Raw genomic sequence first — 25973 nt, forward strand, 5'->3', positions numbered from 1 at the left:
TTGCACGACTTCTCCGGTCAGCGGCCGGCGTGGGGCCTCAGGCGGTCGCGCGGGTGTTGCCGCTGGCCAGCACCTGCCGGGTGCGGGCGGCCCAGGCCTCTTGCGTCAGCCCGGCGTTGTAGGGGTGCTCCACCGTGCGTGCGGCGCTCATGAGTTCGCGCGACCACTGAGCCAGCGCGCTCCAGCGCGGCGCGGGGGGCAATTGCTCGGCGGGGAAGAAGCGCGCGGGCGCACCCGACGCACGGGCCATGAGGTCGTGACACAGTTTCTGCAACACCGCGAGCTGCTGTGCCGGCGGCCAGCCGGCGAGCGTGCCCCAGTCGCCCCGGGCCAGCGCCTGCGGCAATTGGGCCCAGGTGGCGCCCTGCAGCCCAGTGGCCGCCCAGGCCAGCGCGTCGTCGGGGCGTCCGCCCGCCGCCTGCAGCCACACTGCGGCCTGCTCGCGGCCTGCCGGTTTGCCCTGCGCACTGGCCTGCTGCACCAGCCAGTCCAGTGCATCCGAACCGCTCGGCCACAACATGGCATGGCTCTGGCAGCGGCTGCGGATGGTGGGCAGCAACTGATGTGCCGCCTCGGTGGCCAGCACGAACCGCACCTCGCCAACGGGCTCTTCCAGCGTCTTGAGCAAGGTGTTGGCCGATTCGACGTTCATGCGCTCGGCCGGATGCACCAGGATCACCTTGGTGCGCCCGCCCGAGCGCGTGAACTGCGTGAAAGCGACGGCAACGCGTGCGGCCTCGACGCGGATGAGCTTGCTGGCCTTGCGCTTCTTGTCGTCAATGTCCTTCTGCGCGCCCTCGTCCAGCGGCCAGCCCAGTTCCAGGCTCAATGTCTCCGGCATCAGCACGCACAGGTCCGCGTGGGTGCGCACGTCGATGGCGTGACAGCTGCCGCACACACCACAGGCGCCGTCGGCGGTGGGCTGTTCGCACAGCCAGGCGCGTGCCAGCGCCAGCGCCAGTTCGTACTGGCCCAGACCGGATGGGCCCGCCAGCAACAGCGCGTGACCGCGCTGCGCCAGCAGTCCGCGCAGTTGTTCTTGCAGCCAGGGTGCCAGCGTGGAAGGGGTCATGCGCTGGCTCCGGCTGGGCGCAGCCAGCCGCGTTGTTCGACGGCTTCGCGCACCTGCCGCCAGACGTGCTCCCTGGGCTGGTCGGAGGCGATACGGGCGAATCGCGCGGGGTCGCCGGCCAGGCGCTGCGCATAACCCGCGGCCACGCGCTCGAAGAAGGCCTGGGGCTGCGATTCGAATCGGTCAGGCACCCGGGCCGAAGCCAGGCGCTGCGCCGCCACGGCGGGGGGCAGGTCGAACCACACGGTCAGATCGGGCTGGCGCAGTGCCGTGCTGTCCGGGCGCGACTGCACCCAGCGTTCGAGCTGTCCCAGCACGTCGAGATCAAAGCCCCGGCCACCACCCTGGTAGGCAAACGTGGCGTCGGTGAAGCGGTCGCACAGCACCACGTCGCCGCGCGCCAGGGCGGGTTCAATCACCAGCCCCAGGTGGTCGCGGCGCGCGGCGAACATCAGCAGTGCCTCGCTCAGCGGGTCCATGGCGTCGTTCAGCACCAGTTCGCGCAACTTTTCGGCCAGCGGTGTGCCACCCGGTTCGCGTGTGAGCACCACGGTGCGCCCCGCCGCGCGGAACGCGTCGGCCAGCGCGGCAATGTGGGTGGATTTGCCCGCGCCGTCGATGCCTTCGAAGCTGATGAAGAGACCGGAAACGGACATGGACGGGGATCGGGGGATACGACGGAACTTCAGCGACGCAGGATGTAGCGCCGCACCGCCGCATTGTGCTCCTCGAGCGTGGCGCTGAACTGGCTGGAACCATCGCCGCGCGACACGAAGTAGATCGAGTTGGTGGCCAGGGGCTGCACCGCCGCCATCAGCGATGCCGCGCCCGGCATCGCAATCGGTGTGGGTGGCAGGCCGGCCCGCACATAGGTGTTGTAGGCACCATCGGTGGTCAGGTGCTTGCGCCGCAGGTTGCCGTCGAAGCGTTCGCCCAGGCCGTAGATCACGGCCGGGTCTGTCTGCAGTCGCATGCCGATGCGCAAACGGTTGACGAACACCCCGGCAATGCGGCGGCGGTCGCTGTCCAGACCGGTCTCCTTCTCCACGATGCTGGCCAGCACCAGCGCCTCGTCGGGGGAGCGCAGCGGCGAATCGGCATCGCGCTGGGCCCAGGCCTGCTCCAGCCGTTTCTCCATGGCTTGCGCGGCCTGTTTGAGCACGCTGGAAGCCGGCGCGCGCGTCACCACGCGGTAGGTGTCCGGGAAGAAACGCCCCTCGGGGTGCCGGCCTGGGTAGCCAATGAGCGCCATGATGTCGTCCTGGCTCAGGCCTTCGATGTCCTGGGTGAGATCGGGCGCGCTGCGCACGGCCTGCAGCACCTGGCGGATGTTCCAGCCTTCGAGCAGGGTGATGCTGCGCAAGGCCTGCTCGCCACGCACCAGCTTGGACAGCAGCGTGCGCGGCGTGGTGCCGGCATCGATTTCGTAGGTGCCGGCCTTGATGTCGCGCGCCTGGCCCGACAGCCTGAACCAGGCATACAGCAGTTGCGGCGGGGCATTCACGCCGGAGGCGGACAGCCGGTCGGCCACCACCTGCGCGGAGGCCCCGGGTTCGATGGTGACCAGCAAGGCCTTCTGTTGTGGCGCGGGAGCCGCCAGCGACAAGGGCTGCTGCAGCCACCACATGCCCGCCACCGCGGCCAGCATGGCAAGCAGCAGGGGAAACACCACCAGCAGTTTCAGGAGACGCATCACAGGGGAGACAGCCCGGCAGGGGTATGTCGAAACGGCTCGGCAAGGGAGCGGGCCGGCCATGATAATCGACGGCTCCTGCCCCGCAGACACCCGATCTGCCCACTGGTGCGCCGCGGGCCACCTTTCATCGAAACTGCCCCGCCATGAACGCTTCAGCCCTCCCCACACAGCCGTTGGCCAGCGGCGTTGCGCGCCTCACGCACCTGGGTGTGATCCGCGTTCAGGGTGATGACGCGGCCGCCTTCCTGCAAGGCCAGCTCACCCAGGATTTTGTCCTGCTGGAGCCGACGCAGGCCCGCCTGGCTGCTTTCTGTTCCGCCAAGGGGCGCATGCAGGCCAGCTTCGTGGGCGTCAAGCGCAGCAACGACGAGATCCTGCTCGTGTGCAGTCGGGACTTGCTCGCCAGCACCCTGAAACGCCTGTCCATGTTCGTGCTGCGGGCGAAAGCGAAGCTGAGCGACGCGAGCGACGCCTTTGCCCTATTTGGCCTGGCCGGCGATGCCGTGCCACCCGCACTGCCCGCCGCGCCGTGGAGCCAGTGGCGAGATGGGGCGTCCAGCGTGGTGCGCCTGTACCCGGCTGACGGCGTGGCACGCGCGCTGCAGGTCGCGCCGGTGGACGCACCCGCGCCCGCAGCCCCTGCCTTGCCGGACGCGCTGTGGCACTGGATGGATGTGCGCAGCGGCGTGGCCACGCTGAGCCAGCCGGTGTTCGATGCCTTCGTGCCGCAGATGCTGAACTACGAATCGGTGGGCGGCGTGAATTTCAAGAAGGGCTGCTACCCCGGCCAGGAGGTGGTGGCGCGCAGCCAGTTTCGCGGCACCCTCAAGCGCCGCGCGTACCTGGTGCACGCCGACGCCGAGCTCGCGGCCGGCCAGGAGGTATTTCTCGAGAGCGATGCGGAACAACCGTGCGGCACGGTGGTGCAGGCGGCGGCGCACCCCGAGGGAGGCTTCGATGCGATCGTGTCCCTGCAGACCAGCGCGGCCGCGCAAGGCGGTCTGCGTGCCGGCGGTGCCGACGGTGCCGACGGTGCCGACGGCCCGAGCCTGCAATTGCAAGCCCTGCCCTACCCCCTGCTCGACGACATCTGATCGCCGGCTGTCCGATGTGTCTGATTGCGTTCGCCCTGCACACCGACCCCGCGTGTCCGCTGCTCATTGCGGCCAATCGCGACGAATTCCTGGATCGCCCCACGGCGGCCCTGCACCGCTGGGCATTGCCGGATGGCACCGAGATCGTCGCCGGGCGCGACCTGCGCGATGGCGGGACCTGGCTGGGGCTGAGCCCCGGCGGCCGCGTGGCCATGCTCACCAATGTGCGCCAGAGCCAGGCCGGCCCTGGCGCGCGCAGCCGGGGCGAACTCGTCACCCGCTGGCTGCAGGGCGGCGATGACGTGGACGGGCTGGCCGAGACGATCGACCCCGGCGCCTATGGCGGCTTCAACCTCGTGGTGGGCGATTTCCATCGGGCCAGCTGGAGCTGGCTGAGCAACCGCGACCCGCAGCATCCGCACGAGCAACGCACCCCGAAGCTGCACCGTCAGGCCCTGGGTGCGGGACTGTACGGTCTGTCCAACGCCAGCCTGGACACGCCCTGGCCCAAGACCGTGCGTCTCAAGCAGGCACTGGGCGAGTCGCTGGCGCGGCTGCAGTCACCGGAGGACGGCATCTGGATGCATCCCCTGGCTGCGCACTTGACCGAAGCGGCGCCGGCCGCCCCGGGAGATCTGCCACAAACGGGCGTGCCGCCCGACATGGAACGCGCCCTGTCCAGCCCGTTCGTGCGCATGTCCGACCGCGCCTATGGCACGCGCAGCAGCCTGGTGGTGCGCGCTCTGCCGCGCGCGCAGGCCTGGGACGTGCAGATGGACGAATGGACCCACGACCACAAGGCGCCGCTGGCCAGGCTCGATGCGGCCCGGCACCGGCGCGAAACCCTGATCTGGTGACGGCCTGCGGGCCCTACAACTTCGCGACCATCTCCTGGTGCCCGATGCCGGCCTCTTCGAAGGGCGCCCCACGCCGCTCGTAGCCCAGCCGGGCGTAGAAGCCTTCGGCGCTGCTCTGGGCATGCAGCATCACCTCGGTGTCGCCGCGCGCGCGCGCCACGTCCATCAGCGCGTGCAGCACATCGCGACCGAGCCGCCCGCCGCGCAGGGACCGCTCCACCGCCATGCGGCCGATGCGTGCCACGCCCGGCTCGTGCGGCAGCAGCCGACCGGTGGCCACGGGCCGCCCCAGGCGGTTGTAGGCCACCGCGTGCACGGCCACCGCGTCGGCCTCGTCCCACTCCAGTTCCTTGGGGATGCGCTGCTCTTCCACGAACACCGCCGTGCGCAGGCGCTGGGCATCGCCGCCGAGTTCGTTCCACGGCCCGACCTGCACGCGGGTCATGGTCTCGCCGGCTTCGTAGCCGTTGAGCGCCGCCCGCAGCGCATCGGGCACGGGCCGGGACTTCTGGGTGGCGGGATCGGCGAACACATAGATCAGCTCACCGCTGATGAGGTGTTCGTCGCCGCGGAAGATCGCACCCGTGAAGGTCAGCGAGGAATTGCCCACGCGGCTGCACTTCATGGCAACGTCGATCTGCTCGTCCACCCGCGCCGAGGCGTGGAAGTCCACCGTGGCCCGGACCACGTACAGATCGCCTTCGAGCTGCTCCATGGTCTCGAAATAGGGCAAGGCCAGCGCGCGCCAGTAGTCGGTGACGGCGGTGTCGAAGTACATCAGGTAGTGCGCGTTGAAGACGATCTTCTGCATGTCCACCTCGGCCCAGCGCACGCGCAGCCGGTGGAAAAAGCGGAAGTCGGACCGTTTCAAACCCATTTCAATCGTCTCCAAAGGCCTGGCGCAGCGCACGCGCCGCGTGGTTGTGGGCGGTCATCGCCTCGGGGATGGCGCGACCGAAGTTGATGAAGCCGTGGACCACGCCGGCATAGATTTCCAGGTCCACCGCCACGCCCGCGTGGCGCAGGCGGTCGGCGTACATCACGCCTTCGTCGGTCAGTGGGTCGCACTCGGCCAGGCCGATCCAGGCCGGCGCGACGTCGTCGAGTTCGCGCACGTGGCCGTTCTCGTCCACGCCATCGAGCGGCGCGAAGCGCCAGTCGTCGCGGTCGGCCTCGCTGCGCAGGTAGTGACCGAAGAAGTAACTGATGTGGGGTTCCTCCAGCAGGAAGCCGTGTGCGAAGGTCTGGTGCGTGGCCGTGTCCTGGTGCCCCGCGCAACCGGGATAGAACAGGCATTGCAGCGCCAGCGGCCAGCCGGCGTCGCGCGCGGCAATCGCCGTGACGGCCGCCAGCGTGCCACCCGCGCTGTCGCCGCCCACGGCGATGCGCGCGCCATCGAGGCCCAGCGCTTCGGCCTGCCCGCGCAACCAGGCCAGGCTGTCCCAGGCGTCGTGCACCGCGGTCGGAAACTTCGCCTCGGGCGCCAGCCGGTAGTCCACCGAGAGCACGGCGCAGTTCGCCAGGTGGGCCAGGTGGCGGCACAGCGCCTCGTGGCTGTCCACGCTGCCCACCGTGAAGCCGCCACCGTGAAAGAACAGCAGCACCGGCAGCGGCCGTGCCGAGGCCGGCGCGTACAGGCGCGCGGGCAGCGCATGGCCGTCACGCGCCGGTATGCGCAGGTCGTCCACGCGATCCAGTGGCTGGCGCGGTATCTCGAGCACGCCCGCGCCCGCTTCGTAGGCGGCCTTTGCTTCGGCGGGCGGCAGTGTGTGCAGCGGCGGATGGCCCGCGCGTGCGATGCGGTCCAGCACACCCCGCATGGCGGGCGTGAGCAGTGAGCGGGGATCGTCGGGATGGGCCATGGGATGCGATTGTGGCTGTCTTTTGGGCGACCGTCGCAGGTGCCCGTGCCATGGCCACATGCACGCACGGCCCGTATAGTTTTCCACCTGCGGCCCGCGAGCCGCCACCACCACGGAGACATGCATGGCACAGATTCTTTACGTCACCAACATCCTGATCGACTTCGGGGCGCTGGCCCAGTTGCAGGCCGAGTGCGAGCGCGTGGGCATCGGCCGCCCGTTGATCGTCACCGACGCGGGCGTGAAGGCCGCGGGCCTGCTCGACAAGGCGGTGGCCGCCCTGCCCGGCCTCTCGCCCGCGGTGTTCGACCAGACGCCGTCCAACCCGACGGAGGCCGCCGTGCGCGCCGCCGTGGAGGTGTACCGCCAGGCGGGCTGCGACGGACTCATCGCGCTCGGCGGCGGCAGCGCCATCGACTGCGCCAAGGGCGTGGCCATCGCCTGCACGCACGAGGGCCCGCTCAAGATCTACGCCACGATCGAGGGCGGCTCGCCGAAAATCACCGAGCGCGTGCCGCCGCTTATCGCCATTCCCACCACCGCAGGCACCGGCAGCGAGGTGGCGCGTGGCGCCATCGTGATCGTGGACGACGGGCGCAAGCTCGGATTCCACAGCTGGCATCTCGTGCCGAAGACGGCGCTGCTCGACCCGGAACTCACGCTGGGCCTGCCGCCCATGCTCACCGCCGCCACCGGCATGGACGCCATCGCGCACTGCATGGAAACCTTCATGGCGCCGGCCTTCAACCCGCCCGCAGACGGCATCGGCCTGGACGGCCTGCAGCGTGGCTGGTCCCACATCGAGCGCGCAACGAAAAACGGCCAGGACCGCGACGCGCGAATGAACATGATGAGCGCGTCCATGCAGGGCGCGATGGCCTTCCAGAAAGGCCTGGGTTGCGTGCATTCGCTCAGCCACAGCCTGGGCGGCGTGAACCCGCGCCTCCACCATGGCACGCTCAACGCCGTGTTCCTGCCGGCCGTGATCCGCTTCAACGCGCAGGCCGAATCAATGCAGAAGGAGCAGCGCCTGCAGCGCATGGCGCATGCGATGGGGTTGTCCAGCGGTGGCGACGTGCCCGAGGCCATCCGGGACATGAACGCGCGCCTGGGCCTGCCCACGGGCCTGGCGGCCATGGGCGTGACGCCCGATCTGTTCGACCGCGTCATCGCCGGCGCGCTGGCCGACCATTGCCACAAGACCAATCCGCGCATCGCCAGCGCGGACGACTACCGGGCGATGCTGGTCGCATCCATGTGAGGCAGCCTTAGCCCGAAGCGCCCCCGCGGCGCGAGGCACCCACTGCCAGCTTGACGGCGCGGCCGATGGCCGCCGCCGCATGACCCTGCCTGATGTCGCTCACGCGACAACAGACAGGGTCATCGATTCATGAGATTTTCTTGATCCGTCCATCACGGCGTGCGCGCGCCTGCGCCACACACTGACTGCGTCCCCACACCACGGTCACCGCCCTGCCAGTGACCAGGCCTCGGGGCAACGAGCCACCTGTTCGCCAAGGAGCTGGCATCTGGCGCGAACGCAGTTCCAACCGGGAGAGAACCGATGACGGACCCACACGCACACATCCATTGCAGCGACACGGCATTGACCGTGAGAGAAACCGAGATCCTCGACTTCATTGCCCGCGGCCTGACGTCCAAGCAGATCGCGCGCGAACTCAACATCAGCCCGTACACCGTGAACACCCACCGCGACAACCTGCGTCGCAAGCTGGGCGTGCACAACGGCGCGCAACTGGCGTATTGCCAGGCCACGCGCAGCGGCGGCGCGTCTCGCACTTCCCTGTGATGGCGCGGCAACGCCGTCACGCGACCCATCCGAGGAATCCACAGGAGTTCGACCATGCCCTCTCCCATTCCCTACTCACCGTCCCTGGTGCTCGGCGCCATCGTCGACCAGGCCGCGATGGACAACCTGCTGGCGATCTCCGCGGCACAGGCTCCCATCGACGCGGCGCAGGAAACCCTGAACTCGTTCATTGCGATGAAGCGCAGCCTGGAAATGACGGCGCAGGAGCTCATCAACATGGACATCAATCCGAAGGACCTTCTGAAAAAGATGCACGACGTCGATGCCGACGTGGACCGCGCCGCCACGGCTTACGCCACGACGCGGCTGGAGCAGGAACTCAAGATGCAGCCTCTGCGGGCCAAGACACGGTTGGTCAACTCCAGCATCGAAAGCCCGGTTGACTACAACCGCACCAAGATCAAGTCCATGCCGCTGGCGGCGGATTCCCTGAAGATGGACGCACAGTTCTTCTCTTTCGACGAGAACGACGAGAGCGACAGCAACACACTCTCCAACATCAAGTCGTACGTCAGTGCCTCCACCTCCATCCTGGGCAGCGGCGCCTCCTTCGAGATGGCCAAGACCGCAGTCAACCAGGTGAACAAGCAACGGCAGCTGCACAAGATCGCGGGCACCCTGGTGGTCACCGCGTCCTGCACCCACAAGGAAGCACAGGTCCTTGCACCCTTCTACATCGACGTGGACAAGGCCGTCAGGGCCTGGAACCGCATGTTTCCCGATGCCAAGGACAAGATCGCGCTGGACCCGGTGGCCATGCAGCAGATCGCCGAGCAGATTGGCACGGCGGCGGAGAAGTCGTTCCACATTGTCTCGGGCACCACGCTCGGTTCCAGCTTCGTGGGCATGGTGCACGTCCTGCAGACCCAGGACACCCGGAGCAGTCAGGACGTCGAGTCCCGGGCCAAAGACCTGCAGTTCAAGCTCTCCCTGGGCGCGGCCAAGGCTGGGCTCAAGGGCGGTTTCGGCATCGACAAGGACGTCGGCAGGGACCTCAAGGCCTTGCTGAGCACGCAGGACATCACCTCGCACGTCACCTTGATCACCGCGGGCTACATCCCGACGCTGAAGTCGAATCAGGTGTCCATCGGTGTGAAGCAGTTTGCCAACTTCGACCCGAACGCCATGATGACCGACCTGCTCAAGCTCTCGGACTACACGGCGTCGGAAAACCAGACGGTGCAGCAATCGGCGACCTCCGCGCGCACCAAGGGTGAGTTCGTGCAGCTCAAGACCGCCGCCATCACCAGCGTGATGCAGGGTCTGTCGGCCCTGGACGATGGCCAGAACAAGATGCTGGACATCGCGTCGATGATGGTCGCGTTCGAGGACTACGTGAAGGCCGCCACGGGCACGGACGAGAACGTCAAGATCGGGTTGCCGATCAACTACTACACCAAGCCGATCACACGCAGCCAGCTCGCGCAGATGTGGGTCGGCAAGTACTACCCCAACAAATTCCTGGGCATCTCGGGCGACGACACCGTGCGGGTCGTGCCGCCCAAGCCCGAGGCCAGCGGCGATGCATCGGCTTCGCAGTGAAGCACCTGGCACCGCAGATTCCCTGAACCCCCATCCGAACTTTCCGGGAGCATCCCATGCCCTCCACCATCCCCTATTCACCTTCGCTCGTGCTCGGCAGCATCGTGCACCCGGCCGCCATGGACACCCTGCTGGCCATGGCGGCCGTGCAGACGCCCATCGACGCCGCGCAGGACACCCTCAACTCGTTTCTCTCGCTCAAGCACAGCCTGCAGATGACGGCCGACGAGTTGATCAACATGAACATCGACCCCAAGGACCTGCTGGGCAAGATCAGGGACATCGACACCGAGCTGGACAAGGCGGCCACCGCCTACGCCACGACGCGCATCGAGCAGGAGCTCAAGATGCAGCCCTTGCGCGCCAAGGTGCAGCAGGTCAACGCCAGCCTGGAGAGCCCGATCGATTTCAACCGCACCGTTCCCCTGCCACTGCCACTGGCGGCCGACACGCTCACGATGGACGCGCAGTACTTCTCCTTCGACGAGAACAAGCAGAGCGCCGAGAACACGGTCAGCTCCATCCGCCAGTTCATCAGCGCGTCGGGTGCCCTTGGTGGCACCCAGGGATCGATCGAACTGGCCGATTCCGCCGTCAAGCAGATCAACAACCAGCGCCAGCGGCACAAGGTCGAGGGCACACTGGTGCTCACGGCCAACTGCACGCACCGCCAGGCGACGCTGCTCGCTCCGCTGGTGCTCGACGTGGACAAGGCGATCCGCGTGTGGAATCAGCTGTTCCCGAGTGACCAGGACAAGATCAAGATGGAGCGCGCCTTCATGGCGCGCACGGCCAAGGAGGAAGGTGTCGCGGCCGAGAAGTCGTTCAGCATCATCTCGGGCGCCACCTACGGCTCCAGCTTTGTCGGCATGGTGCACGTGCTGCGCAAGGAAAAGACGGAGACCAGCCAGGACATGGAGGCCGATGAATCCGTGCTCCAGATTCAGGCCGAGCAGGAGTCGTGGTGGCGGTCCTCGGCCGGCGGCCTGGGTGAGGATGACGACACGGCTTCTTCCAGCAAATCGCTCCTCAGCCGCCAGGACATCACCTCACACGTCACGGTGCTCACCTCGGGCGTGATCCTGGGCATCGAGGGCGTCGACGTGCAGACGGCCGTGCGCGCCTTTGCCGCCGAGGAAGGCGAAGGCGGGACGATGGCGGCGCTGACAGCCCTGGCCAACGCCAACAGCGGCGAGTTGCAGTCTGTCCAGGTTGCGGCCACGGCCGCGCGCACCGGGCAGGATCTGGTGGACCTCAAGAAAGCCACCGTGACCGCCGTGATCGGCAAGCTTGGCGAGATCCAGGGTCAAAAAGTGCGCATGCTCAATATCGACTCCCTGATGACCGCGTTCGACAACTACGTTGACCGCGCGCGCGCGGGCGGCATCGGCGTGCCGATCAATTACTACCTCAAACCCATCACGCGCAGCCAGCTGGCGCAGATGTGGCTGACCAAGTACTACCCGGGCGAGTACCTCGCCCTGGCGGGCGATGACAGCGCTTTCGCGGCGGCGAATCCGGGTGGAGACGCACCCGCGCAGGGTTGATGGGGATCGCGCATGAACGCCAGCGACCTTGCCAGCCTCACGGCGCGTCCAGAGACCGACGTGGCCACGTGGGTGCAGCCCATCGAAGCGGCCATGAGCGAATACGGGGTCGACACGCCCGAGCGCCAGGCCGCTTTTCTGGCGCAGATCGTGCACGAATCGGATGGTCTCGCGCGGCTGGAGGAAAACCTCAACTACAGCGCCTCACGCCTCACCGCCGTCTGGCCGCACCACTTCTACCTCCCACCCGACGATGCCGGCACGCGGGAGGATGCCAGCCAGTACGAGCACCGACCCGAACTCCTGGCCAATCTGGTCTACGCCGGACGGCTGGGCAACGGCCCATCGGCAAGCGGTGACGGCTGGCGTTTCCGCGGCCGCGGTCTGGTGCAACTGACAGGTCGCACGCTCTACACCGAGGCCGGCGAGGCCATGCAGATCGACCTCGTGAACCAGCCCGACCTGCTGCTCGAACCCATCCAGGCCGCGCGTGCCGCCGGCTGGTACTGGCGCCGCATCGACGGCAACGCGGCCGCCGACCAGGCCACGCCCGCCGCATTCCAGCGTCTCACGGTGGCCATCAACGGCGACCTGATCGGTCAGGATCACCGGGAGGCGCTGTGGCGGCGTGCGCAGACGCTGCTGGGGGTGAGCGGCGCGCAGGGCGTTTCATGACGACATCGTCGCGTCTGACGCACGGCCTGGGCGCCCTGCTCTGGTTGCTGGCCTGCATCTGTGGCGGCCCGGCTCAAGCCCAGGCGGTCGCGCCGGAGACGACCGACCCCGCTCGCCCGCGGGTCCTGGAACTGCAGGGAGAACTCGAGGCGGACAAGATCCTGGTCGTGCGGGTGGAAGGGTTGGCCGAATGGGCCACGGCACCGGGCCATTCGCCATGGCGCCTCGTGCCCTACATCAATGGGCTCCCGCTGCAAGGCTTGTATCCCCTGGCCGTGAACCTGCATGCCGCCACGGTGCAGTTCCACCTGCGCATCACACCCCAAAACCAGGCCACCTGGATCCGGGTGCTGAGCCCGTTGACCCTGAACCACCCGGTCGACTTCAGCATCGGCCCGGAAGAACAAGACCCGTTCGACACCGTCTTCACGCGCCCCGGCCACCCCGCGCTGCTGACAGTCGTCAACCCGCGCTGGCTGGCCTTGGCGGCGGGTGTGCTGCTCGTCTTCGCGTTCTCTTTTTGCGCCTTGGCCACCAGGACCGATCTGCTCATGGAGCGGACGACTTCCACGCAAGGGGCTGATGCGCTCAGCTTCAGTCTGGCCAAGGTCCAGCTGGCGCTCTGGTTCTTCGTCATCTTTGGCTCGTTTCTCGCGATATGGCTGGTCACGGGCAACTTCAACACAATCGACAGCTCCCTGGTTGCCACGCTGGGCATCAGCGCCGGCACCGCCGTGGGAGACGCCTACATCAAGAGCGCCAACCCGCCCGAGACGCCGCCCGCCGGACCCGCGGTGCGGCCCGACTGGGCCGCGAAGCGTTTCGTGCGCGAACTGATCTCGGACAGCGAGGGCTACTCGATCTACCGCTTCCAGATGCTGGCCTGGACCGCGGCTCTGATCGTCGTCTTCCTCGCGGACGTGAGCGACGACCTTGCCATGCCCTCCTTCAGCCCCGAACTGCTGTACCTGCTGGGCCTGAGCACGGGCACGTATGTCGCGAACCGGATGCCGGAGATGGCACAAACCCGGGCGCGATCCAGAGCGGCCGCAGCAGCTGTCACCACCCCGGATGCGCACCCGGGTCAGGGGCATCCCGTTCAGCCGGGCGCAGGCCCCTTGACTCCCGCGTGAAAGGGTTTTCGTGTTTTCAACACGATCTGGAAAGATCGCACGGGGAGAACGCCGCGCCTACGGCCGACAACCGATAGTGCATCAGCAATAAATGAAATATAAAGAAGTCATTTTCAGACAAGAATCAGCTGTAAATAAGCCATAAAAGACTCATATCTGACAACTTGACCCGCGGCATCAAGAGCCACCGGGGTCTGGATGGTGCAAGAACGACGCGAGGACGCCAACCTCATCCCTTCACCTCAATTCGGTTGAGTCAGAACGAAGCCAGCCTTTCACGAGGATCGAGCCATGAGCGAAAACACCAGGGTGCGGCATGAGGAGTTTCATTTCAACAATTGCGTGATCCGCAGCGACACCCGGGAACTGCTGAAGGACGGTGTCGCGCAGCCAATCGAACGCCGGGCCTTCGACCTGATCCTGTACCTGCTCAGACAGGACGGCCGGGTGGCCAGCAAGGACGAACTGCTGGAGCACGTCTGGGGCAACCGGTGCGTCTCGGACTCGGTGATCGCGCAAAGCATCATGAAGGCACGCAAGGCACTGGGTATCACCGGCAAGGAACCCGGCCCGATCAAGACGGTGCACCGCGTGGGGTACCGCTTTGTGGGGGACGTGCGGCGGCCTGAATCTGCGTTGCACCCTCGCGCGCCGGGGCATGCGCCACCGAAACCGGTGCGCATCCTCTGGCTGCCCACCGAATGCGATCAGATGCCGCCCGGCCTGTCGTGGGTCCGCTATGGGCTGATCTCCGTGGCCACACAGTTGCTGCAGTCGAATGGCGTGGCCACCTTCTCGGTCGGTGAGTCCATCCAGGCCTGCGAAGCCGCTCAGACGGAAAGCTCCGTCGAGGCCTTGTCCGCGCTGCTGCGGGTGGAGCGTTGCGGGCTGGGCGTGGTCCACAGTCGCCTGGTCGCCAACGCAGGCGAATACCGGCTTGAATGGCGGATGACCTTGGGCGCGACGCACAGCGCCAACAGCGTGACCGGGTGCTCTCCCGCGGAGATGACGCTGATGGCGGCCAACGAAGTTCTGATGTGGGCGCGCCTGAATTCGCTGCAGGCGGCATCCAGCGCCCCCGACCAGCATTTCTGGAAGGAACTGGAGAAGCTGATTCTGCAGGCCGAATCCCTGCACCTGACCGATCAGCTGGCGCCCCTGCTGGCGCCCTGCGTGAGCGCCGCGGCATGTCCAATCCAGGCCCTGGCCGAATTGCTCTGGATTCAGGCCCAGCGCGCCGATCCTCAAGCGCCAACCCTGACCAGAACGCTCGTCGAGCGGGCACGCCAGACGGAGGAGACCGAGTACGCCGGCTGGGCCGAACTGTGCCTTGGCCTGTACCACCTGCACACGCTGCTGCCCGATCTGGCCCGCCAGGAGGTGCGCAAGGCCCTGCCGATCGTGCGCAGCGAGGCCATTGGCCAGTTTCGTGCCAGGGCACTGCTGCTGGCCGCGCAAGTGCTGGCCGCGGTGCAAGAGACGGAAGAAGCGCATGCGCTGCTGCTCGAGGCGGAGCAACTCATAGAGCACGCCCCGGCAAGCCACCTTGCCTGCGCTGCCCAGCGACTGCGATGCGAGCTGGTGTGCCTGGGCATGCAGATTGCCGCGTCCGCGCGACCTTTCGCCGAGGCGCTGGCACATGCCCACCGCATGGGCTTCCAGGCACACGCCGCCTGGCTGGAGGCCTTCAGCGCCCTGCGGTGCTGCGTCGAGGGAGATTTTGATCAATGCCATCGGCACCTGGACGCAGCGATCACCGCCAGCGAGCACAGCGGCGCAACACTGGTCCAGATCTACGGCGTACTCCAGCTCGGCAACTTGCTGGCGCGCCAGGGCGATCAGGGCGGTCTTGAACAGTGCCTGGTTCGGCTTTCGCGCGCCACCTTGCGCAACGCCCCGCTGGGAGCGGCCACGTGGCGCTGGTTGCGCGCCAGGTATCTGATGCTCGCCAACCGGGCCCCTGAAGCGCTGCCCCTGGCCGAACACACGCTGCACGAAATGGCCGATCTTGGCCTCTGGTGGCCCGAGGACAACTGGTTGTTCGTCGCGCAGGTGGCGCTGCGCAGTGGCAACCCTGCCTCGGCCCGACGCTTGCTCGCACGCCTGCAGCAAAAACCCCGCGCTCGCCACCGAGCGACCTGCCTGGCGGTGCAGGGCATGCTGGCGTGCTACGCGGGCGAACCCGCGACCGCGCTGCCTTTTTTCGAACAGGCGCACGAGCTTGCGAATCAGACGGTGATGGCCCACGTGCTGCTGTTCGGCCTGGCCTGGCTGGCGCTGGCCCAGGGGCACTCTGTCAGGCCCGAACTGCTATCGGCATCCGGGCACTGGCGAGACCGGACGCCGGCGGGCCGGCTGGTGCGGGCTGCGGCGGAACACCGCGTCCGCTGGACCACCCGCAGGCCATACCGTCAGGTGCTGGCGCTGAGCACCGGCACCGACCATGGCACGCCCCTGGTGTCGGATGTTTGCGAAGTGCAAGATGCCCACCTGAGCACCACCTGCCTGCCGATGCCGGTGTGAGGGACTTCCCCTCAGAGCCTCTCGGGCGGCGTGGCCTCCACGGCGCCATCGGGGCCACCCATGCGCGCGCCGACATGCAACTGGCCTCGCAACTCGGCCAGCTCCACCTGGCGCTGCCGTTCGGCGAGGCGGTCCTTTTCCTGCGGGGTGCGCTTGTCGTGGCAGTGGGCGCAGCTCACGCCCTTGACGTAGTGCGGTGAAGCCTTCTCCTCGGGACCGAGCGGCCAGCGGCATGACCGACACAACTCATGCGGCCCCAGCGCCAGCCCGTGGCCCACGCTCACGCGCTCGTCGAACACGAAGCACTCGCCCTGCCAGGTGCTCTGCTCGGGTGGTATTTCTTCCAGGTATTTGAGGATGCCGCCCTCGAGGTGGTAGACCTCGTCGAAGCCACGCATCTTCATCAGCGCGGTCGACTTCTCGCAGCGAATGCCCCCGGTGCAGAACATCGCCACCTTCGGCTTCCTGCCTTCGCCCCGCAGCGCCGGCTGGGCATCCAGCCAGGCGGGCAGCTCGGTGAAGGTCTTGATGTGCGGATTGACCGCGCCCTGGAAAGTACCGATCGCCACTTCGTAGTCGTTGCGGGTGTCGATCAGCAGCACCTCGGGATCTGCCAGCAACGCGTTCCAGTCTTTCGGCTTCACGTATTGCCCGACGGTCCGGGTCGGGTCCAGCCCCGGCACCCGAAGCGTCACGATCTCTTTCTTCAGCCGCACCTTCATGCGGTGAAACGGTGGCTCGTCGCTCCAGGACGCCTTGTAGGGCAGGTCGGCCAGACGCGGGTCGGCCCGAAGGTAGTCCAACACGGCCAGCACGCCAGCCTCGTGCCCGGCGATCGTGCCGTTGATGCCTTCGCGCGCGAGCAGCAGCGTGCCCTTGACGCCGTGGGCCTCACAGCAGGCCAGCAAGGGGGCGCGCAATTCGACATGGTCGGGCAGCTCGACGAAACGGTAGAGCGCAGCGGTGAGGTAACGGGGGGCGGAGGACGCGGATGGCATGGCGCGATTATCCCGCGCCACCCCACCAGGCATCACAGGGGCTCGATGCGCGAGAGGTCCGGCCGATGCAGCCACTGGGCGAATTCGTCGGCAAGCTGCTGCGCGGCGCGGGTGGCGCCGCTCCAGGCCTGCATGCGCGCGGCAAGATTCTGGCCGTAGCGCGTGAAGTCCCCCCGGTCCGGCAACTTGGCATTGGGCAGCCTGGCGATCCAGGCGGGGTCGGGTGCGAGCACCAGCATGGCGTCCAGCGCCGGGCTGCTGCGGTGGCGCCCCCTCCAGGCCTTGTCGAGCCAGCCGGGCACGACGGCCTTCTGGAAGTGCGGGTACAGCACGATCGGGGCATCTTCGGGAAGGCGATAGCGCAGGTGCAGGTGGTAGTCGGTCAACCCGCCGTCCCAATAGGTACCGGCTGGCGCACCCTGGATGTTGCGGACCGGGCGCAGCATGAAGGGAATGGAGCAACTGGCCTGGAGCGCCTCCATGAAGTTGTCGGCCCGCATCGGCACCTGGCGCGTGCGGTAGTCCTGTGTCGCGAAAGGCAACGGACTCACACCCCCCGATCCCGGCGGTTCCGACGAGAAAACCACGCGCTCGAGCCAGGCACCCAGCGCCTTTCTGTGAAGCGCGTTGGTGGCGAATGCACCCAGGTAGCCCAGCGGGGTGCGCAGCGCACCCTCACGCTGCAGCAGCAGGCGCCCACGCGAGGCGACGATGTGCAAGGAGTAGCGCGGATGTCGCAGCACCTCCTCCACCCGCCCGCCATAGAACAGCTTCAGGTTGTCGGCGAACCGGCCGCTGATCTGGTCCGCGGTGAGCCGGCGCTGGCCTGGCGGCAGTTCGTAGTGCTGCGAGATGTAATCGCGCTCAAGCCGTTCAAACGCCGCCACGGTGTCGCCCAGGCAGGCCGTGGCCATGCGCCACGCGCCGATGGAGGCGCCAACAAGGTGCACGGGCTGCGTGCTTTGCGGCAGCCATTCACCGAACAGGAATCGGTCAATCGGACCGAGGATCAGCCCCTTGGGGCCACCCGCCGCGGCGGGGATCACGCCCACGTCCTGCGGGCGCAGGCCGTGTTGTTCAATGTGTTGCCGGGCTTTGGGGCCGGCATGGAGACGAAGCGCTTGCATAGGGCTGCGATTGTGGCGCAGCCCTCGCGCATGTCACTGCGGTTCGGACTCCTCGGTGACTTCCGTGTGACGCGAGATGGAGGGAATCTCCTCGGCCACCACCGTGTCGGGGTCGATGCCCAGCACCAGGCCCACCGGATCCGGGTAGGTGTTGATGAGCAATTCCGAGCGCATCTGCTGTTCCTCTGCGCGGGCGCGCCAGGACCCGATGTGGATCACGCCGGCGATCGGCTCGTACACGTCGTTGTCGAACGGCGCGGTCTGGTGCTCGATGGCATTGACCATGCGCTTGGGGAAATGCCATTCGCGCGCCAGCGCCGCGCCCACCTCCGCGTAGCTGTAGCCGAACAGGCCGCGTTCGGCCTTGGCGCGCTTGAGGTCGAGCATGGGCACGCTGCGGTCCAGGTCGATCATGGCCTCGGGCATGCCCACGTGCATCACCAGTTCGCCAATGCCGTGAATGAGGCCGGCGGTGAACGCCGTGTTCTCGTCCATCTTGATCGGCAATGCGATGTAGCGCGAGAGGTTGGCGGTGTTGAGGCTGTAGCGCCAGAACTGGTTGAGGTTGACGCCGCCCACGGTGTGGAAACCTTCGCCGAGCGAGGCCGCGATCACCAGCGCGCGCACCTTGATCAGGCCCAGCACGTTGATCGCGTCGCGGGCGGTGCAGACCGAGCGGTGCAAGCCGAAGAAGGCCGAGTTGGCGGTCTTGAGCAGCTTGGCGGTGAGCACCGGATCATCCTCGATCAGGGACGCGGCCAGCAGGGCGTCGACATCCTCCTGATCGAAGGTTTCGATCAGCTTGCGCACCACTTTGGGGGCCGAAGGGAGCACGTTTGGCTGCTTCAGGAGTTTCTCGAGCTGCATGGCGGTGGGCCCTTCGGTTGGTGCGATTCCGTTGTGGGAGGAGTTAGGTCATTCATCGTCCGGGCCGCGCGGCACTTGAGAACTTTTTCCGCACAAAATTCATCGGTGGCTAGTCGATGAAAGCGCCCAGCGCCTGGCTGAACGACCACTCCGTCGGGTCCTTGCCCAGCACGCTGTCCAGGTCCAGGCCCAGGGTGAGACCCACCATGTCAGGGAAGGTCGCTGCCAAGCCATCCTCGTCGAGCTGGATTTCCTCGGCGCGGGCGCGCCAGGAAGCGATGTGCAGCACGCCACCCAGGGGGTCGTAGTTGTCACCGTCGAAGGGCGCGGTCTGGTTCTTCAGCGCCGAGACGATGCTCTGCGGGAACTGCCACTTTTCGGCCATGCCGGCACCCACCTCGGCGTAGGTGTAGCCCAGCGCGGAGCGCTCCACGTCGGCGCGGCGCAGGTCCAGCGGCGGCGTGCCCATGTCGATGGGGCCGATCACGTCGGGCATGGCGATATGCATGATCAGGTCGCCGATCGCGTGCACGAGGCCGGCCGTGAAGGCATTGCCCTCGTTCTGGCGCAGCAGCGTGGCCAGCGAGCGCGAGATGTCGGCCACGCGCAGGCTGTACCGCCAGAACTGCACCATCTCGACGCCGGGCACGTTTTTGAAGCTCGAACCCAGCGCGGCGGCCATCACCAGCGAGCGCACATGGGTCATGCCCAGCAGGGCCACCGCCTCCTCGGCGCTGCCGATCTGGCGGCTGACACGAAAGAAGGCCGAGTTCGACAGGCGCAGCACGCGCGTGGTGAGCGCCGGGTCGGTCGCCACCAGCTCGGCCACGCGCTTCGGACTGGGGTCGTCCTTGTTCATCTCCGCCAGCAGGTCGGAGACCGTGCGGGACATGGCGGGCAGCGCGCGGGGGTAGTTGAGGAGGGCTTCGAGTTCCATGGGGCTGTGAAGTCCGGTTCAGGGGTTTTTCCGATTCCTCTTCTTATCGGCACCCACCCCCCCCGACTTGAGCCCGTCACACCCCTCGTCAGCGCCCGTTTTTCAGCTTCGCGAAGGCCGACGCCATGGCCGAGGGCACGGCAGGCGTGGCCTGCCCCTGCCCGCCCGGGCGGCCCGGGCGCTGGCCGGCGCCGCGCGCGGGTTCGAAGCGGTTCTCGCGCGCGCCACCGGATGCCCCGGCGCCGCGCCCGGGCGCCTCGCCCAGCTTCATGGACAGGCCGATGCGCTTGCGCGCCACGTCCACTTCCATCACCTTGACTTTGACAATGTCGCCGGTCTTGACGATCTCGCGCGCGTCGTTGACGAATTTATGTGCCAGCTGGCTCACATGCACCAGGCCGTCCTGGTGCACGCCCAGGTCCACGAAGGCGCCGAACTGGGCCACGTTGCTCACCGTGCCTTCGAGGATCATGCCTTCGCGCAGGTCGCTGATGTCATCCACACCTTCGTTGAAGCGCGCCACCTGGAAATCGGGGCGTGGGTCGCGGCCGGGCTTTTCCAGCTCGCTGAGGATGTCCTTGACCGTGATGACGCCAAACCGGTCATTCGCAAACAGCTCCGGGCGCAGCGTCTTGAGCATGTCGGCGCGGCCCATGAGGCTGGCCACGGGCTGGCCGGTCTTCGCGATGATCTGCTCGACCACCGGGTAGGTTTCCGGGTGCACTCCGGTCATGTCCAGCGGGTTGTCGCCACCGCGGATGCGCAGGAAGCCCGCGCTCTGTTCAAAGGTCTTCGCGCCCAGTCCGGCCACGTCCATCAACTGCTGGCGGCTCCTGAACGCACCATGGGTTTCGCGCCAGCGCACCACGGCCTTGGCCACGCTGGCCGAAAGGCCGGACACCCGCGAGAGCAGCGGCACGCTGGCGGTGTTCAGGTCCACACCCACACCGTTCACGCAATCCTCCACCACCGCCTCCAGCGTGCGCGCGAGTTCGCTCTGGTTCACGTCGTGCTGGTACTGGCCCACGCCGATGCTTTTCGGGTCGATCTTCACCAGCTCGGCCAGCGGGTCCTGCAGGCGCCGCGCGATGCTGGCCGCACCGCGCAGGCTCACGTCCACGTCGGGCATTTCCTGCGAGGCGAATTCGCTGGCGGAGTAGACGGACGCGCCCGCCTCGCTCACCACCACCTTCTGCACCCCGCCCTGCCCCGCCTTCTCCAGCAGCTTGATGAGGTCGGCAGCGAGCTTGTCGGTTTCACGGCTCGCGGTGCCATTGCCGATCGCGATCAGGTTCACGCCGTGCTTGCGCGCGAGTTGCGCCAGCGTGTGCAACGCACCGTCCCAGTCGCGCCGGGGCTCGTGCGGGTACACCGTGGCGGTGTCCACCAGCTTGCCGGTGGCATCCACCACCGCCACCTTCACACCGGTGCGGATGCCCGGGTCCAGGCCCATCACCACCTTGGGGCCGGCGGGCGCGGCCAGCAGCAGGTCGCGCAGGTTGTCGGCGAACACCTTGATCGCCACGCTTTCAGCGCTTTCGCGCAGGCGGGCGAACAGGTCGCGCTCGCTGGAGAGCGAGAGCTTGACGCGCCAGGTCCAGGCCACGCACTTGCGCAGCAAGTCGTCGGCCTTGCGGCCCTGGTGGCGCCAGCCCAGGTGCAGTGCGATGCGGCCTTCGGCGAGGGACGGCACGGCGGCCGTTCGGGCGGCGCCTGTCGAAGCCGGCGTGTCCACGGGCTCCGGCAACACCAGTTTCGCGTCCAGGATTTCCAGTGCGCGACCGCGGAACACCGCCAGCGCGCGGTGCGAAGGCACGCGCGAAATCGGTTCGTCGTAGTCGAAGTAGTCGCGGAACTTGGCCACTTCGGGCGCGTTGGCGTCCTTGCCCGCCACGAGCGTGCTCTTGAGCAGGCCTTCTTTCCAGAGCCATTCGCGCAGGGTCTGCAGCAGCGCGGCGTCTTCGGCCCAGCGCTCGCTCAGGATGTCGCGCACGCCGTCGAGCACGGCCGGCACGGAGGAGAAATCGGCGCCGGGTTTGCCGTCGTCCAGCACCTCGGGCGGCTTCGTGAATGCGGCGGCCTCGGTGGCCGGGTCCAGCGTCGGGTCGGCGAACAGTCGGTCCGCCAGCGGCTCGATGCCGAACTCACGCGCGATCTGCCCCTTGGTGCGGCGCTTCTGCTTGTACGGCAGGTAGAGGTCCTCGAGCTCCTGCTTGGTCGGTGCGGCGGTGATGGCGGCGCGCAGGGCGTCGGTGAGCTTGCCCTGTTCGTCGATGGCCTTCAGCACGGCCGCGCGGCGGTCTTCCAGCTCGCGCAGGTAGTCCAGCCGGTAGGCCAGTTCGCGCAACTGCACGTCGTCCAGCCCGCCCGTGGCCTCCTTGCGGTAGCGCGCGATGAAGGGCACCGTGGCCCCACCGTCCAGCAGCTCGACCGCCGCGAGCACCTGTGATTCCTCAACCCTGATTTCTGTGGCGATCTGCCGGATGATCTGCTGCATGCGCACCCATGTGAAAACACGAAGCGCGAAAGTTTGCCACAGGCGCCGGGGCTAACATGCCGCTCATCCCACCATGCAAGACGACCTGTTCGGCGACCCGCCATCCCCGCCCCCCGCCGCGTCCGCGCCACCACCCGCGTCCGCACCTCGCCAGCGCGCGACGGAGGTGGCACCGGCGGCATCCGATCCCTTGATGCAGGCGCTCGCGGCCGCCCTGCCCCCGCATGTGCGCCTGGGCACCTCGTCCTGGACCTACCCTGGCTGGGCCGGGCTGGTGTGGGACCGTGAATACCCCGACGCCCTGCTGTCCAGAGAAGGACTTCGCGCCTACGGCCAGCACCCGTTGATGCGCACCGTGAGCGTGGACCGCGGCTTCTACCGCCCGCTCACGCAGGACCAGTACGCGCGCTTCGCGGCCCAGGTGCCGGACGACTTCCGTTTCGTGGTGAAAGCACCCAGCCACGTCACCGACGCCCTGGTGCGCGGCGAGGACGGCCGTGGCCTGCAGCCCAATCCGGCGTTTCTGGACGCGGCGCTGGCCACGCAGGATTTCGTCGCGCCCGCGCTCGCGGGCCTGGGGCACAAGGTGGGCGCGCTGGTGTTCCAGTTGAGCCCCATGCCCCGCCACCTGCTGCACAACCTGCCACTGGTGTTGCAGCGCCTGCGCAAGCTGCTGCTGGCACAACCCGCGTTGGCACCCACCGCGCCCGACGGCGTGCTGGCACTGGAGGTGCGCGACCCGGAATGGCTGGACCCGGCCTTCATGCCCGAACTCGCCGCCGTGCTGCGCGAGACTGGTGCCACCTGGTGCCTGTGCCTGCACGCGAAGATGCCGCGCCTGGCCGACCAGTTGCCCCTGTTGCGCCTGCTCTGGCCCGGGCCCATGGTGTGCCGCTGGAACCTCAATCCCCTGCACGGCGCGTATGGCTACGAGGACGCGCAACGCGAGTACAGCCCCTACGACCGCATCCACGACGTGGACGACGAGACGCGCGCACTGCTGGTGAAGACCATCGCCGGCATCGCAGGTGCGGGGCAGAACGTGTTTGTCACCATCAGCAACAAGGCCGAGGGCTGTGCGCCGCTGTCGGCGCGGGCGCTGGCGGAGGGGCTCAGCGGCTTGCGCGCACCCTGAGCGAACTGCTCACCCCCGCCATCAAGGCACACCCCGCCGCCAGGCACAGCGCCACCGTCTCGCCGCGCCCGTCGTGCTGGTTCCAGACGGCGTAGATGGCCGCCAGCATCACGGCGCCCAGCGTTTGCCCCGTGAGCCTGGCCGTGCCCAGCATGCCGCTGGCCGCGCCGCTGCGGTGCACCGGTGCCGTGGTCACGATGGTGTGGTTGTTGGGCGACTGGAACAGCGCGAAACCCGCGCCGCAGAGCGCCAGGCGCCAGCCCATGTCGAAAGCGGTTGCCTGCTCGGGCCGCAGGCCCGCCAGCAGCAGGCCGGTGGCGAACACCAGCATGCCGATGCCGCCCAGCCAGCCTGCCGGGTAGCGCCCGATCAGGCGGCCGGCGACCGGCGCCACGAGCACGGTGGCCATGGGCCAGGCCGTCATGATCAGGCCGGCCTCCATGTGCGAGCGCCCCTGCACTTCGAGCAACAGGAACGGCATGCTGACAAAGGCGAGCATCTGCGCGCTGAACGCGCCCAGCGACGAACCCATGGACAGCGCGAAGACAGGCATGCGAAGCAGGTCCAGCGGGAACAGCGGCGCGGCCAGATGCCACTGCCGGCGCAGGTACACCACGCCCACCGCCACGCCCGCCCCCAGCAGCGCCCAGCCCAGCAAGGTGGCACTGTGGCCGGCACCGCTGCGCACCCCCAGGTAGTCCGCGCCGACAAAAACAAGCGTGAACATGAGCACGTTGAGCAGCACGTCCAGCAGCGAGAACTGGGGCGCGGCCGCGCCGCCTTGCGGGTTGGTGGGCAGCGCGCGGCGCCCCATCCAGAGCGTGAGCAGGCCCAGTGGCACATTGAGCGCGAACAGCCAGGGCCATGACGCCACCGACAGGATGGCCGCCGCCACCGCCGGCCCCGCCATGGTGGATGTGGCCACCACCATGGAATTGACGGCAATGCCCCGCCCCAGGCGCGCGCTGGGGTAGATCAGCCGCACCAGCGCGGTGTTCACGCTCATGATGCCGGCCGCGCCCAGGCCCTGCAGTGCGCGCGCCGCCGTGAGCATGGGGAGCGAGGTGGCCAGCATGGCCGCGACCGATGACAGCATGAACAGCGCCATGCCCACCAGGTACACGCGCCGGTAGCCCAGCCGGTCGCCCAGCGCGGCCAGCGGCAGCAGCATGACCAGCGAGGCAATCTGGTAGGCGTTGACGACCCAGATGGCCTGCGAGGCGGGCGCGTTCAGTTCGCGCGCAATGCCCGGCAGGGCCAGGTTGACGATGCTGCCGTCCATCACCGCCATGGCGATGCCCAGCACGATCACCCATACGGCCCGCCCTCGCTGGGGCGAAGGCAGGCCGTCTTGCGGCATCAGCCCTGCACCCTGGTGGGCAGGGGCGCCGCTCTCCCGGCGCCGCCCAGCGTGATCCAGGTTAGTGCGACGCCGGTGAGCGCGCCGCAGGCCATGCCCACCACCATGGGCAGGGGTTCACCGTTGGCGAACAGGCTCACGATGCCCATGGCCGCCGCGCCACCCAGCATCTGCAGCGTGCCCATGAGCGCGGACGCGGTGCCGGCGATGGCACCGTGTTTTTCAAGGGCCAGCACCGAGGTGGTGGGGATCACCAGGCCCATGAATCCGCTGGCCACGAAATACAGGGCGATCAGCACCCACAGCTGGTCACCGCCCGCCAGGTAGTACGCCAGCAGCAGGCCCATCACCACGCCCGAGGCACTGGCCGCGCCCTTGACCACATTCACCAGACCAAAGCGGCGGCCCAGCAACGCCGTGCACTGGGCCGCGCCAAAAAACGCGGCCGCATTGACCGAAAACGCCAGGCTGTATTGCGTGGGGCTCAGGCCGTAGTGGTTGATCATCACGAACGGCGAGCCCGCCAGGTAGACGAAGAAGCCGGCCAGTGCCGTGCTGGCAATGCCCACCAGGCCCAGAAAGTGCCCGTCGCGCAGCAACACGCCGTAAGAGCGCAAGGCGCTGCCCAGGCTGCTTTCCAGACGCTGGGCTGGCGGGCGGGTTTCGTTCAGCGCGCCATACACCAGCGCCAGGCCGGCCACCGCCGCCAGGGCCACGGCCCAGAACACGCCACGCCAGCCGGTCAGCGCGATCACGCCGCTGCCCACCAGCGGCGCCAGAATGGGCGAGACGCTGAACACCAGCATCAGCAGCGACATGATGCGGGCGGCCTCCGTACCGGTGTGCAGGTCGCGCACCACGGCGCGCGGAATCGCCATGCCGGCGGCCGCGCCCAGGCCCTGCAGAAAGCGCAGCACCACCAGGGTCTGCACGTCGCTGGTCATCGCGCAGCCCACGCTGGCCACTGCAAACAGGCCCAGACCGAAGTACAGCGGTGGCTTGCGTCCGACCATGTCGGAGATGGGTCCGTACAGCAACTGACCGGCCCCCAGCGACAGGAAGAAGGCGGTGAGCGTCCATTGCACGGCACCCACGCTGGCCCCCAGCGTGCTGCCGATGGCCGGCAGCGCGGGAAGGTACATGTCGATGGCGAAGGGGCCGATGGCCGAGAGCAGGCCCAGAATCAGCGCCAGTTTGAAGTAAGGGGTGAAGAACATCCG

22 protein-coding genes are annotated in these 25973 nt (G+C 67.8%); 10 read left to right on the forward strand and 12 right to left on the reverse strand.

The window, feature by feature from the left end; genetic code table 11:
• Positions 1-37: 37 nt before the first annotated feature.
• The 3 genes from AB7P10_RS14075 to mltG are packed head-to-tail and all read right to left on the reverse strand — an operon-like array spanning position 38 to position 2765.
• Positions 38-1072 (reverse strand): DNA polymerase III subunit delta', encoded by a 1035-nt coding sequence (locus AB7P10_RS14075; protein WP_428294469.1) that lies wholly within the window; start codon positions 1070-1072, stop codon positions 38-40.
• Positions 1069-1728, reverse strand: a complete 660-nt coding sequence (gene tmk, locus AB7P10_RS14080) for a dTMP kinase (RefSeq protein WP_428294470.1) — start codon at positions 1726-1728, stop codon at positions 1069-1071. Before tmk ends, AB7P10_RS14075 begins: the two co-directional genes overlap by 4 nt.
• A 29-nt stretch (positions 1729-1757) precedes the next feature.
• Positions 1758-2765, reverse strand: coding sequence for an endolytic transglycosylase MltG (gene mltG / locus AB7P10_RS14085; protein ID WP_428294471.1), 1008 nt, complete (start codon positions 2763-2765; stop codon positions 1758-1760).
• A gap of 146 nt (positions 2766-2911) precedes the next feature.
• Here mltG and AB7P10_RS14090 point away from each other — a divergent pair, with 146 nt between their 5' ends.
• Entirely contained in the window at positions 2912-3862 is a 951-nt protein-coding gene (locus AB7P10_RS14090; RefSeq protein ID WP_428294472.1) for a YgfZ/GcvT domain-containing protein, read from the forward strand.
• A gap of 14 nt (positions 3863-3876) precedes the next feature.
• A complete protein-coding gene (locus AB7P10_RS14095; protein ID WP_428294473.1) occupies positions 3877-4719 on the forward strand; it encodes an NRDE family protein in 843 nt (280 codons plus the stop codon).
• 13 nt (positions 4720-4732) lie between these two features.
• Here the strand turns inward: AB7P10_RS14095 and AB7P10_RS14100 are convergent, their stop codons facing one another.
• Both AB7P10_RS14100 and AB7P10_RS14105 read right to left on the reverse strand, forming a co-directional pair.
• Positions 4733-5590, reverse strand: coding sequence for a YbgC/FadM family acyl-CoA thioesterase (locus AB7P10_RS14100; protein WP_428294532.1), 858 nt, complete (start codon positions 5588-5590; stop codon positions 4733-4735).
• Between the two features lie 7 nt (positions 5591-5597).
• Entirely contained in the window at positions 5598-6581 is a 984-nt protein-coding gene (locus tag AB7P10_RS14105) for an alpha/beta hydrolase (RefSeq protein ID WP_428294474.1), read from the reverse strand.
• Between the two features lie 124 nt (positions 6582-6705).
• On the opposite strand from AB7P10_RS14105, the gene AB7P10_RS14110 reads away from it, so the two are divergent.
• From AB7P10_RS14110 to AB7P10_RS14140, 7 genes are all read left to right on the forward strand, one after another.
• Positions 6706-7842 (forward strand): iron-containing alcohol dehydrogenase, encoded by a 1137-nt coding sequence (locus AB7P10_RS14110; RefSeq protein ID WP_428294475.1) that lies wholly within the window; start codon positions 6706-6708, stop codon positions 7840-7842.
• Positions 7843-8145: 303 nt separating this feature from the next.
• The gene (locus AB7P10_RS14115; RefSeq protein WP_428294476.1) at positions 8146-8391 is read left to right on the forward strand and encodes a response regulator transcription factor; all 246 of its coding nucleotides are present in this window, start codon (positions 8146-8148) and stop codon (positions 8389-8391) included.
• Between the two features lie 54 nt (positions 8392-8445).
• Positions 8446-9954, forward strand: a complete 1509-nt coding sequence (locus tag AB7P10_RS14120) for a hypothetical protein (RefSeq protein WP_428294477.1) — start codon at positions 8446-8448, stop codon at positions 9952-9954.
• A gap of 56 nt (positions 9955-10010) precedes the next feature.
• A complete protein-coding gene (locus tag AB7P10_RS14125) occupies positions 10011-11501 on the forward strand; it encodes a hypothetical protein (protein ID WP_428294478.1) in 1491 nt (496 codons plus the stop codon).
• A gap of 12 nt (positions 11502-11513) precedes the next feature.
• Positions 11514-12176 (forward strand): glycoside hydrolase family 19 protein, encoded by a 663-nt coding sequence (locus tag AB7P10_RS14130; RefSeq protein ID WP_428294479.1) that lies wholly within the window; start codon positions 11514-11516, stop codon positions 12174-12176.
• Positions 12173-13309 carry a hypothetical protein gene (locus AB7P10_RS14135; protein WP_428294480.1) on the forward strand — a complete coding sequence of 379 codons (1137 nt, stop codon included), beginning with the start codon at positions 12173-12175 and terminating at the stop codon, positions 13307-13309. Before AB7P10_RS14130 ends, AB7P10_RS14135 begins: the two co-directional genes overlap by 4 nt.
• 291 nt (positions 13310-13600) lie before the next feature.
• A complete protein-coding gene (locus AB7P10_RS14140) occupies positions 13601-15832 on the forward strand; it encodes a winged helix-turn-helix domain-containing protein (RefSeq protein WP_428294481.1) in 2232 nt (743 codons plus the stop codon).
• Between the two features lie 11 nt (positions 15833-15843).
• Here AB7P10_RS14140 and AB7P10_RS14145 read toward each other — a convergent pair whose 3' ends face one another.
• From AB7P10_RS14145 to AB7P10_RS14165, 5 genes are all read right to left on the reverse strand, one after another.
• On the reverse strand, positions 15844-16830 hold the full coding sequence (locus AB7P10_RS14145) for a rhodanese-related sulfurtransferase (protein WP_428294482.1): 987 nt from the start codon (positions 16828-16830) through the stop codon (positions 15844-15846).
• Positions 16831-16862: 32 nt separating this feature from the next.
• On the reverse strand, positions 16863-17957 hold the full coding sequence (locus tag AB7P10_RS14150; protein ID WP_428294483.1) for a patatin-like phospholipase family protein: 1095 nt from the start codon (positions 17955-17957) through the stop codon (positions 16863-16865).
• Between the two features lie 33 nt (positions 17958-17990).
• Positions 17991-18791, reverse strand: a complete 801-nt coding sequence (locus AB7P10_RS14155) for an HDOD domain-containing protein (protein WP_428294484.1) — start codon at positions 18789-18791, stop codon at positions 17991-17993.
• 142 nt (positions 18792-18933) lie between these two features.
• A complete protein-coding gene (locus AB7P10_RS14160; RefSeq protein ID WP_428294485.1) occupies positions 18934-19761 on the reverse strand; it encodes an HDOD domain-containing protein in 828 nt (275 codons plus the stop codon).
• An 88-nt stretch (positions 19762-19849) separates the two neighbouring features.
• Entirely contained in the window at positions 19850-22258 is a 2409-nt protein-coding gene (locus AB7P10_RS14165) for a Tex family protein (protein ID WP_428294486.1), read from the reverse strand.
• A gap of 73 nt (positions 22259-22331) precedes the next feature.
• On the opposite strand from AB7P10_RS14165, the gene AB7P10_RS14170 reads away from it, so the two are divergent.
• Entirely contained in the window at positions 22332-23393 is a 1062-nt protein-coding gene (locus AB7P10_RS14170) for a DUF72 domain-containing protein (protein ID WP_428294487.1), read from the forward strand.
• On the opposite strand, the gene AB7P10_RS14175 is transcribed toward AB7P10_RS14170, so the two are convergent.
• Both AB7P10_RS14175 and AB7P10_RS14180 read right to left on the reverse strand, forming a co-directional pair.
• Positions 23371-24753 carry an MFS transporter gene (locus tag AB7P10_RS14175; RefSeq protein ID WP_428294488.1) on the reverse strand — a complete coding sequence of 461 codons (1383 nt, stop codon included), beginning with the start codon at positions 24751-24753 and terminating at the stop codon, positions 23371-23373. The two genes, AB7P10_RS14170 and AB7P10_RS14175, sit on opposite strands and share 23 nt — an antisense overlap.
• Positions 24753-25970, reverse strand: coding sequence for a multidrug effflux MFS transporter (locus tag AB7P10_RS14180; protein WP_428294489.1), 1218 nt, complete (start codon positions 25968-25970; stop codon positions 24753-24755). The genes AB7P10_RS14175 and AB7P10_RS14180 overlap by 1 nt, the downstream gene beginning before the upstream one ends.
• Positions 25971-25973 lie beyond the last annotated feature (3 nt).

The sequence above is a fragment of the Hydrogenophaga sp. genome (assembly GCF_050182545.1).
Taxonomy (GTDB): Bacteria; Pseudomonadota; Gammaproteobacteria; order Burkholderiales; family Burkholderiaceae_C; genus Hydrogenophaga.

Excerpts from the sequence above, each read along its gene's own strand:
- AB7P10_RS14075 (WP_428294469.1), bottom strand. The coding sequence starts at position 1,072 with ATGACCCCTTCCACGCTGGCACCCTGGCTGCAAGAACAACTGCGCGGA.
- tmk (WP_428294470.1), bottom strand. The coding sequence starts at position 1,728 with ATGTCCGTTTCCGGTCTCTTCATCAGCTTCGAAGGCATCGACGGCGCG.
- mltG (WP_428294471.1), bottom strand. The coding sequence starts at position 2,765 with ATGCGTCTCCTGAAACTGCTGGTGGTGTTTCCCCTGCTGCTTGCCATG.
- AB7P10_RS14090 (WP_428294472.1), top strand. The coding sequence starts at position 2,912 with ATGAACGCTTCAGCCCTCCCCACACAGCCGTTGGCCAGCGGCGTTGCG.
- AB7P10_RS14095 (WP_428294473.1), top strand. The coding sequence starts at position 3,877 with ATGTGTCTGATTGCGTTCGCCCTGCACACCGACCCCGCGTGTCCGCTG.
- AB7P10_RS14105 (WP_428294474.1), bottom strand. The coding sequence starts at position 6,581 with ATGGCCCATCCCGACGATCCCCGCTCACTGCTCACGCCCGCCATGCGG.
- AB7P10_RS14110 (WP_428294475.1), top strand. The coding sequence starts at position 6,706 with ATGGCACAGATTCTTTACGTCACCAACATCCTGATCGACTTCGGGGCG.
- AB7P10_RS14115 (WP_428294476.1), top strand. The coding sequence starts at position 8,146 with ATGACGGACCCACACGCACACATCCATTGCAGCGACACGGCATTGACC.
- AB7P10_RS14120 (WP_428294477.1), top strand. The coding sequence starts at position 8,446 with ATGCCCTCTCCCATTCCCTACTCACCGTCCCTGGTGCTCGGCGCCATC.
- AB7P10_RS14125 (WP_428294478.1), top strand. The coding sequence starts at position 10,011 with ATGCCCTCCACCATCCCCTATTCACCTTCGCTCGTGCTCGGCAGCATC.
- AB7P10_RS14130 (WP_428294479.1), top strand. The coding sequence starts at position 11,514 with ATGAACGCCAGCGACCTTGCCAGCCTCACGGCGCGTCCAGAGACCGAC.
- AB7P10_RS14135 (WP_428294480.1), top strand. The coding sequence starts at position 12,173 with ATGACGACATCGTCGCGTCTGACGCACGGCCTGGGCGCCCTGCTCTGG.
- AB7P10_RS14140 (WP_428294481.1), top strand. The coding sequence starts at position 13,601 with ATGAGCGAAAACACCAGGGTGCGGCATGAGGAGTTTCATTTCAACAAT.
- AB7P10_RS14145 (WP_428294482.1), bottom strand. The coding sequence starts at position 16,830 with ATGCCATCCGCGTCCTCCGCCCCCCGTTACCTCACCGCTGCGCTCTAC.
- AB7P10_RS14150 (WP_428294483.1), bottom strand. The coding sequence starts at position 17,957 with ATGCAAGCGCTTCGTCTCCATGCCGGCCCCAAAGCCCGGCAACACATT.
- AB7P10_RS14160 (WP_428294485.1), bottom strand. The coding sequence starts at position 19,761 with ATGGAACTCGAAGCCCTCCTCAACTACCCCCGCGCGCTGCCCGCCATG.
- AB7P10_RS14165 (WP_428294486.1), bottom strand. The coding sequence starts at position 22,258 with ATGCAGCAGATCATCCGGCAGATCGCCACAGAAATCAGGGTTGAGGAA.
- AB7P10_RS14170 (WP_428294487.1), top strand. The coding sequence starts at position 22,332 with ATGCAAGACGACCTGTTCGGCGACCCGCCATCCCCGCCCCCCGCCGCG.
- AB7P10_RS14175 (WP_428294488.1), bottom strand. The coding sequence starts at position 24,753 with ATGCCGCAAGACGGCCTGCCTTCGCCCCAGCGAGGGCGGGCCGTATGG.
- AB7P10_RS14180 (WP_428294489.1), bottom strand. The coding sequence starts at position 25,970 with ATGTTCTTCACCCCTTACTTCAAACTGGCGCTGATTCTGGGCCTGCTC.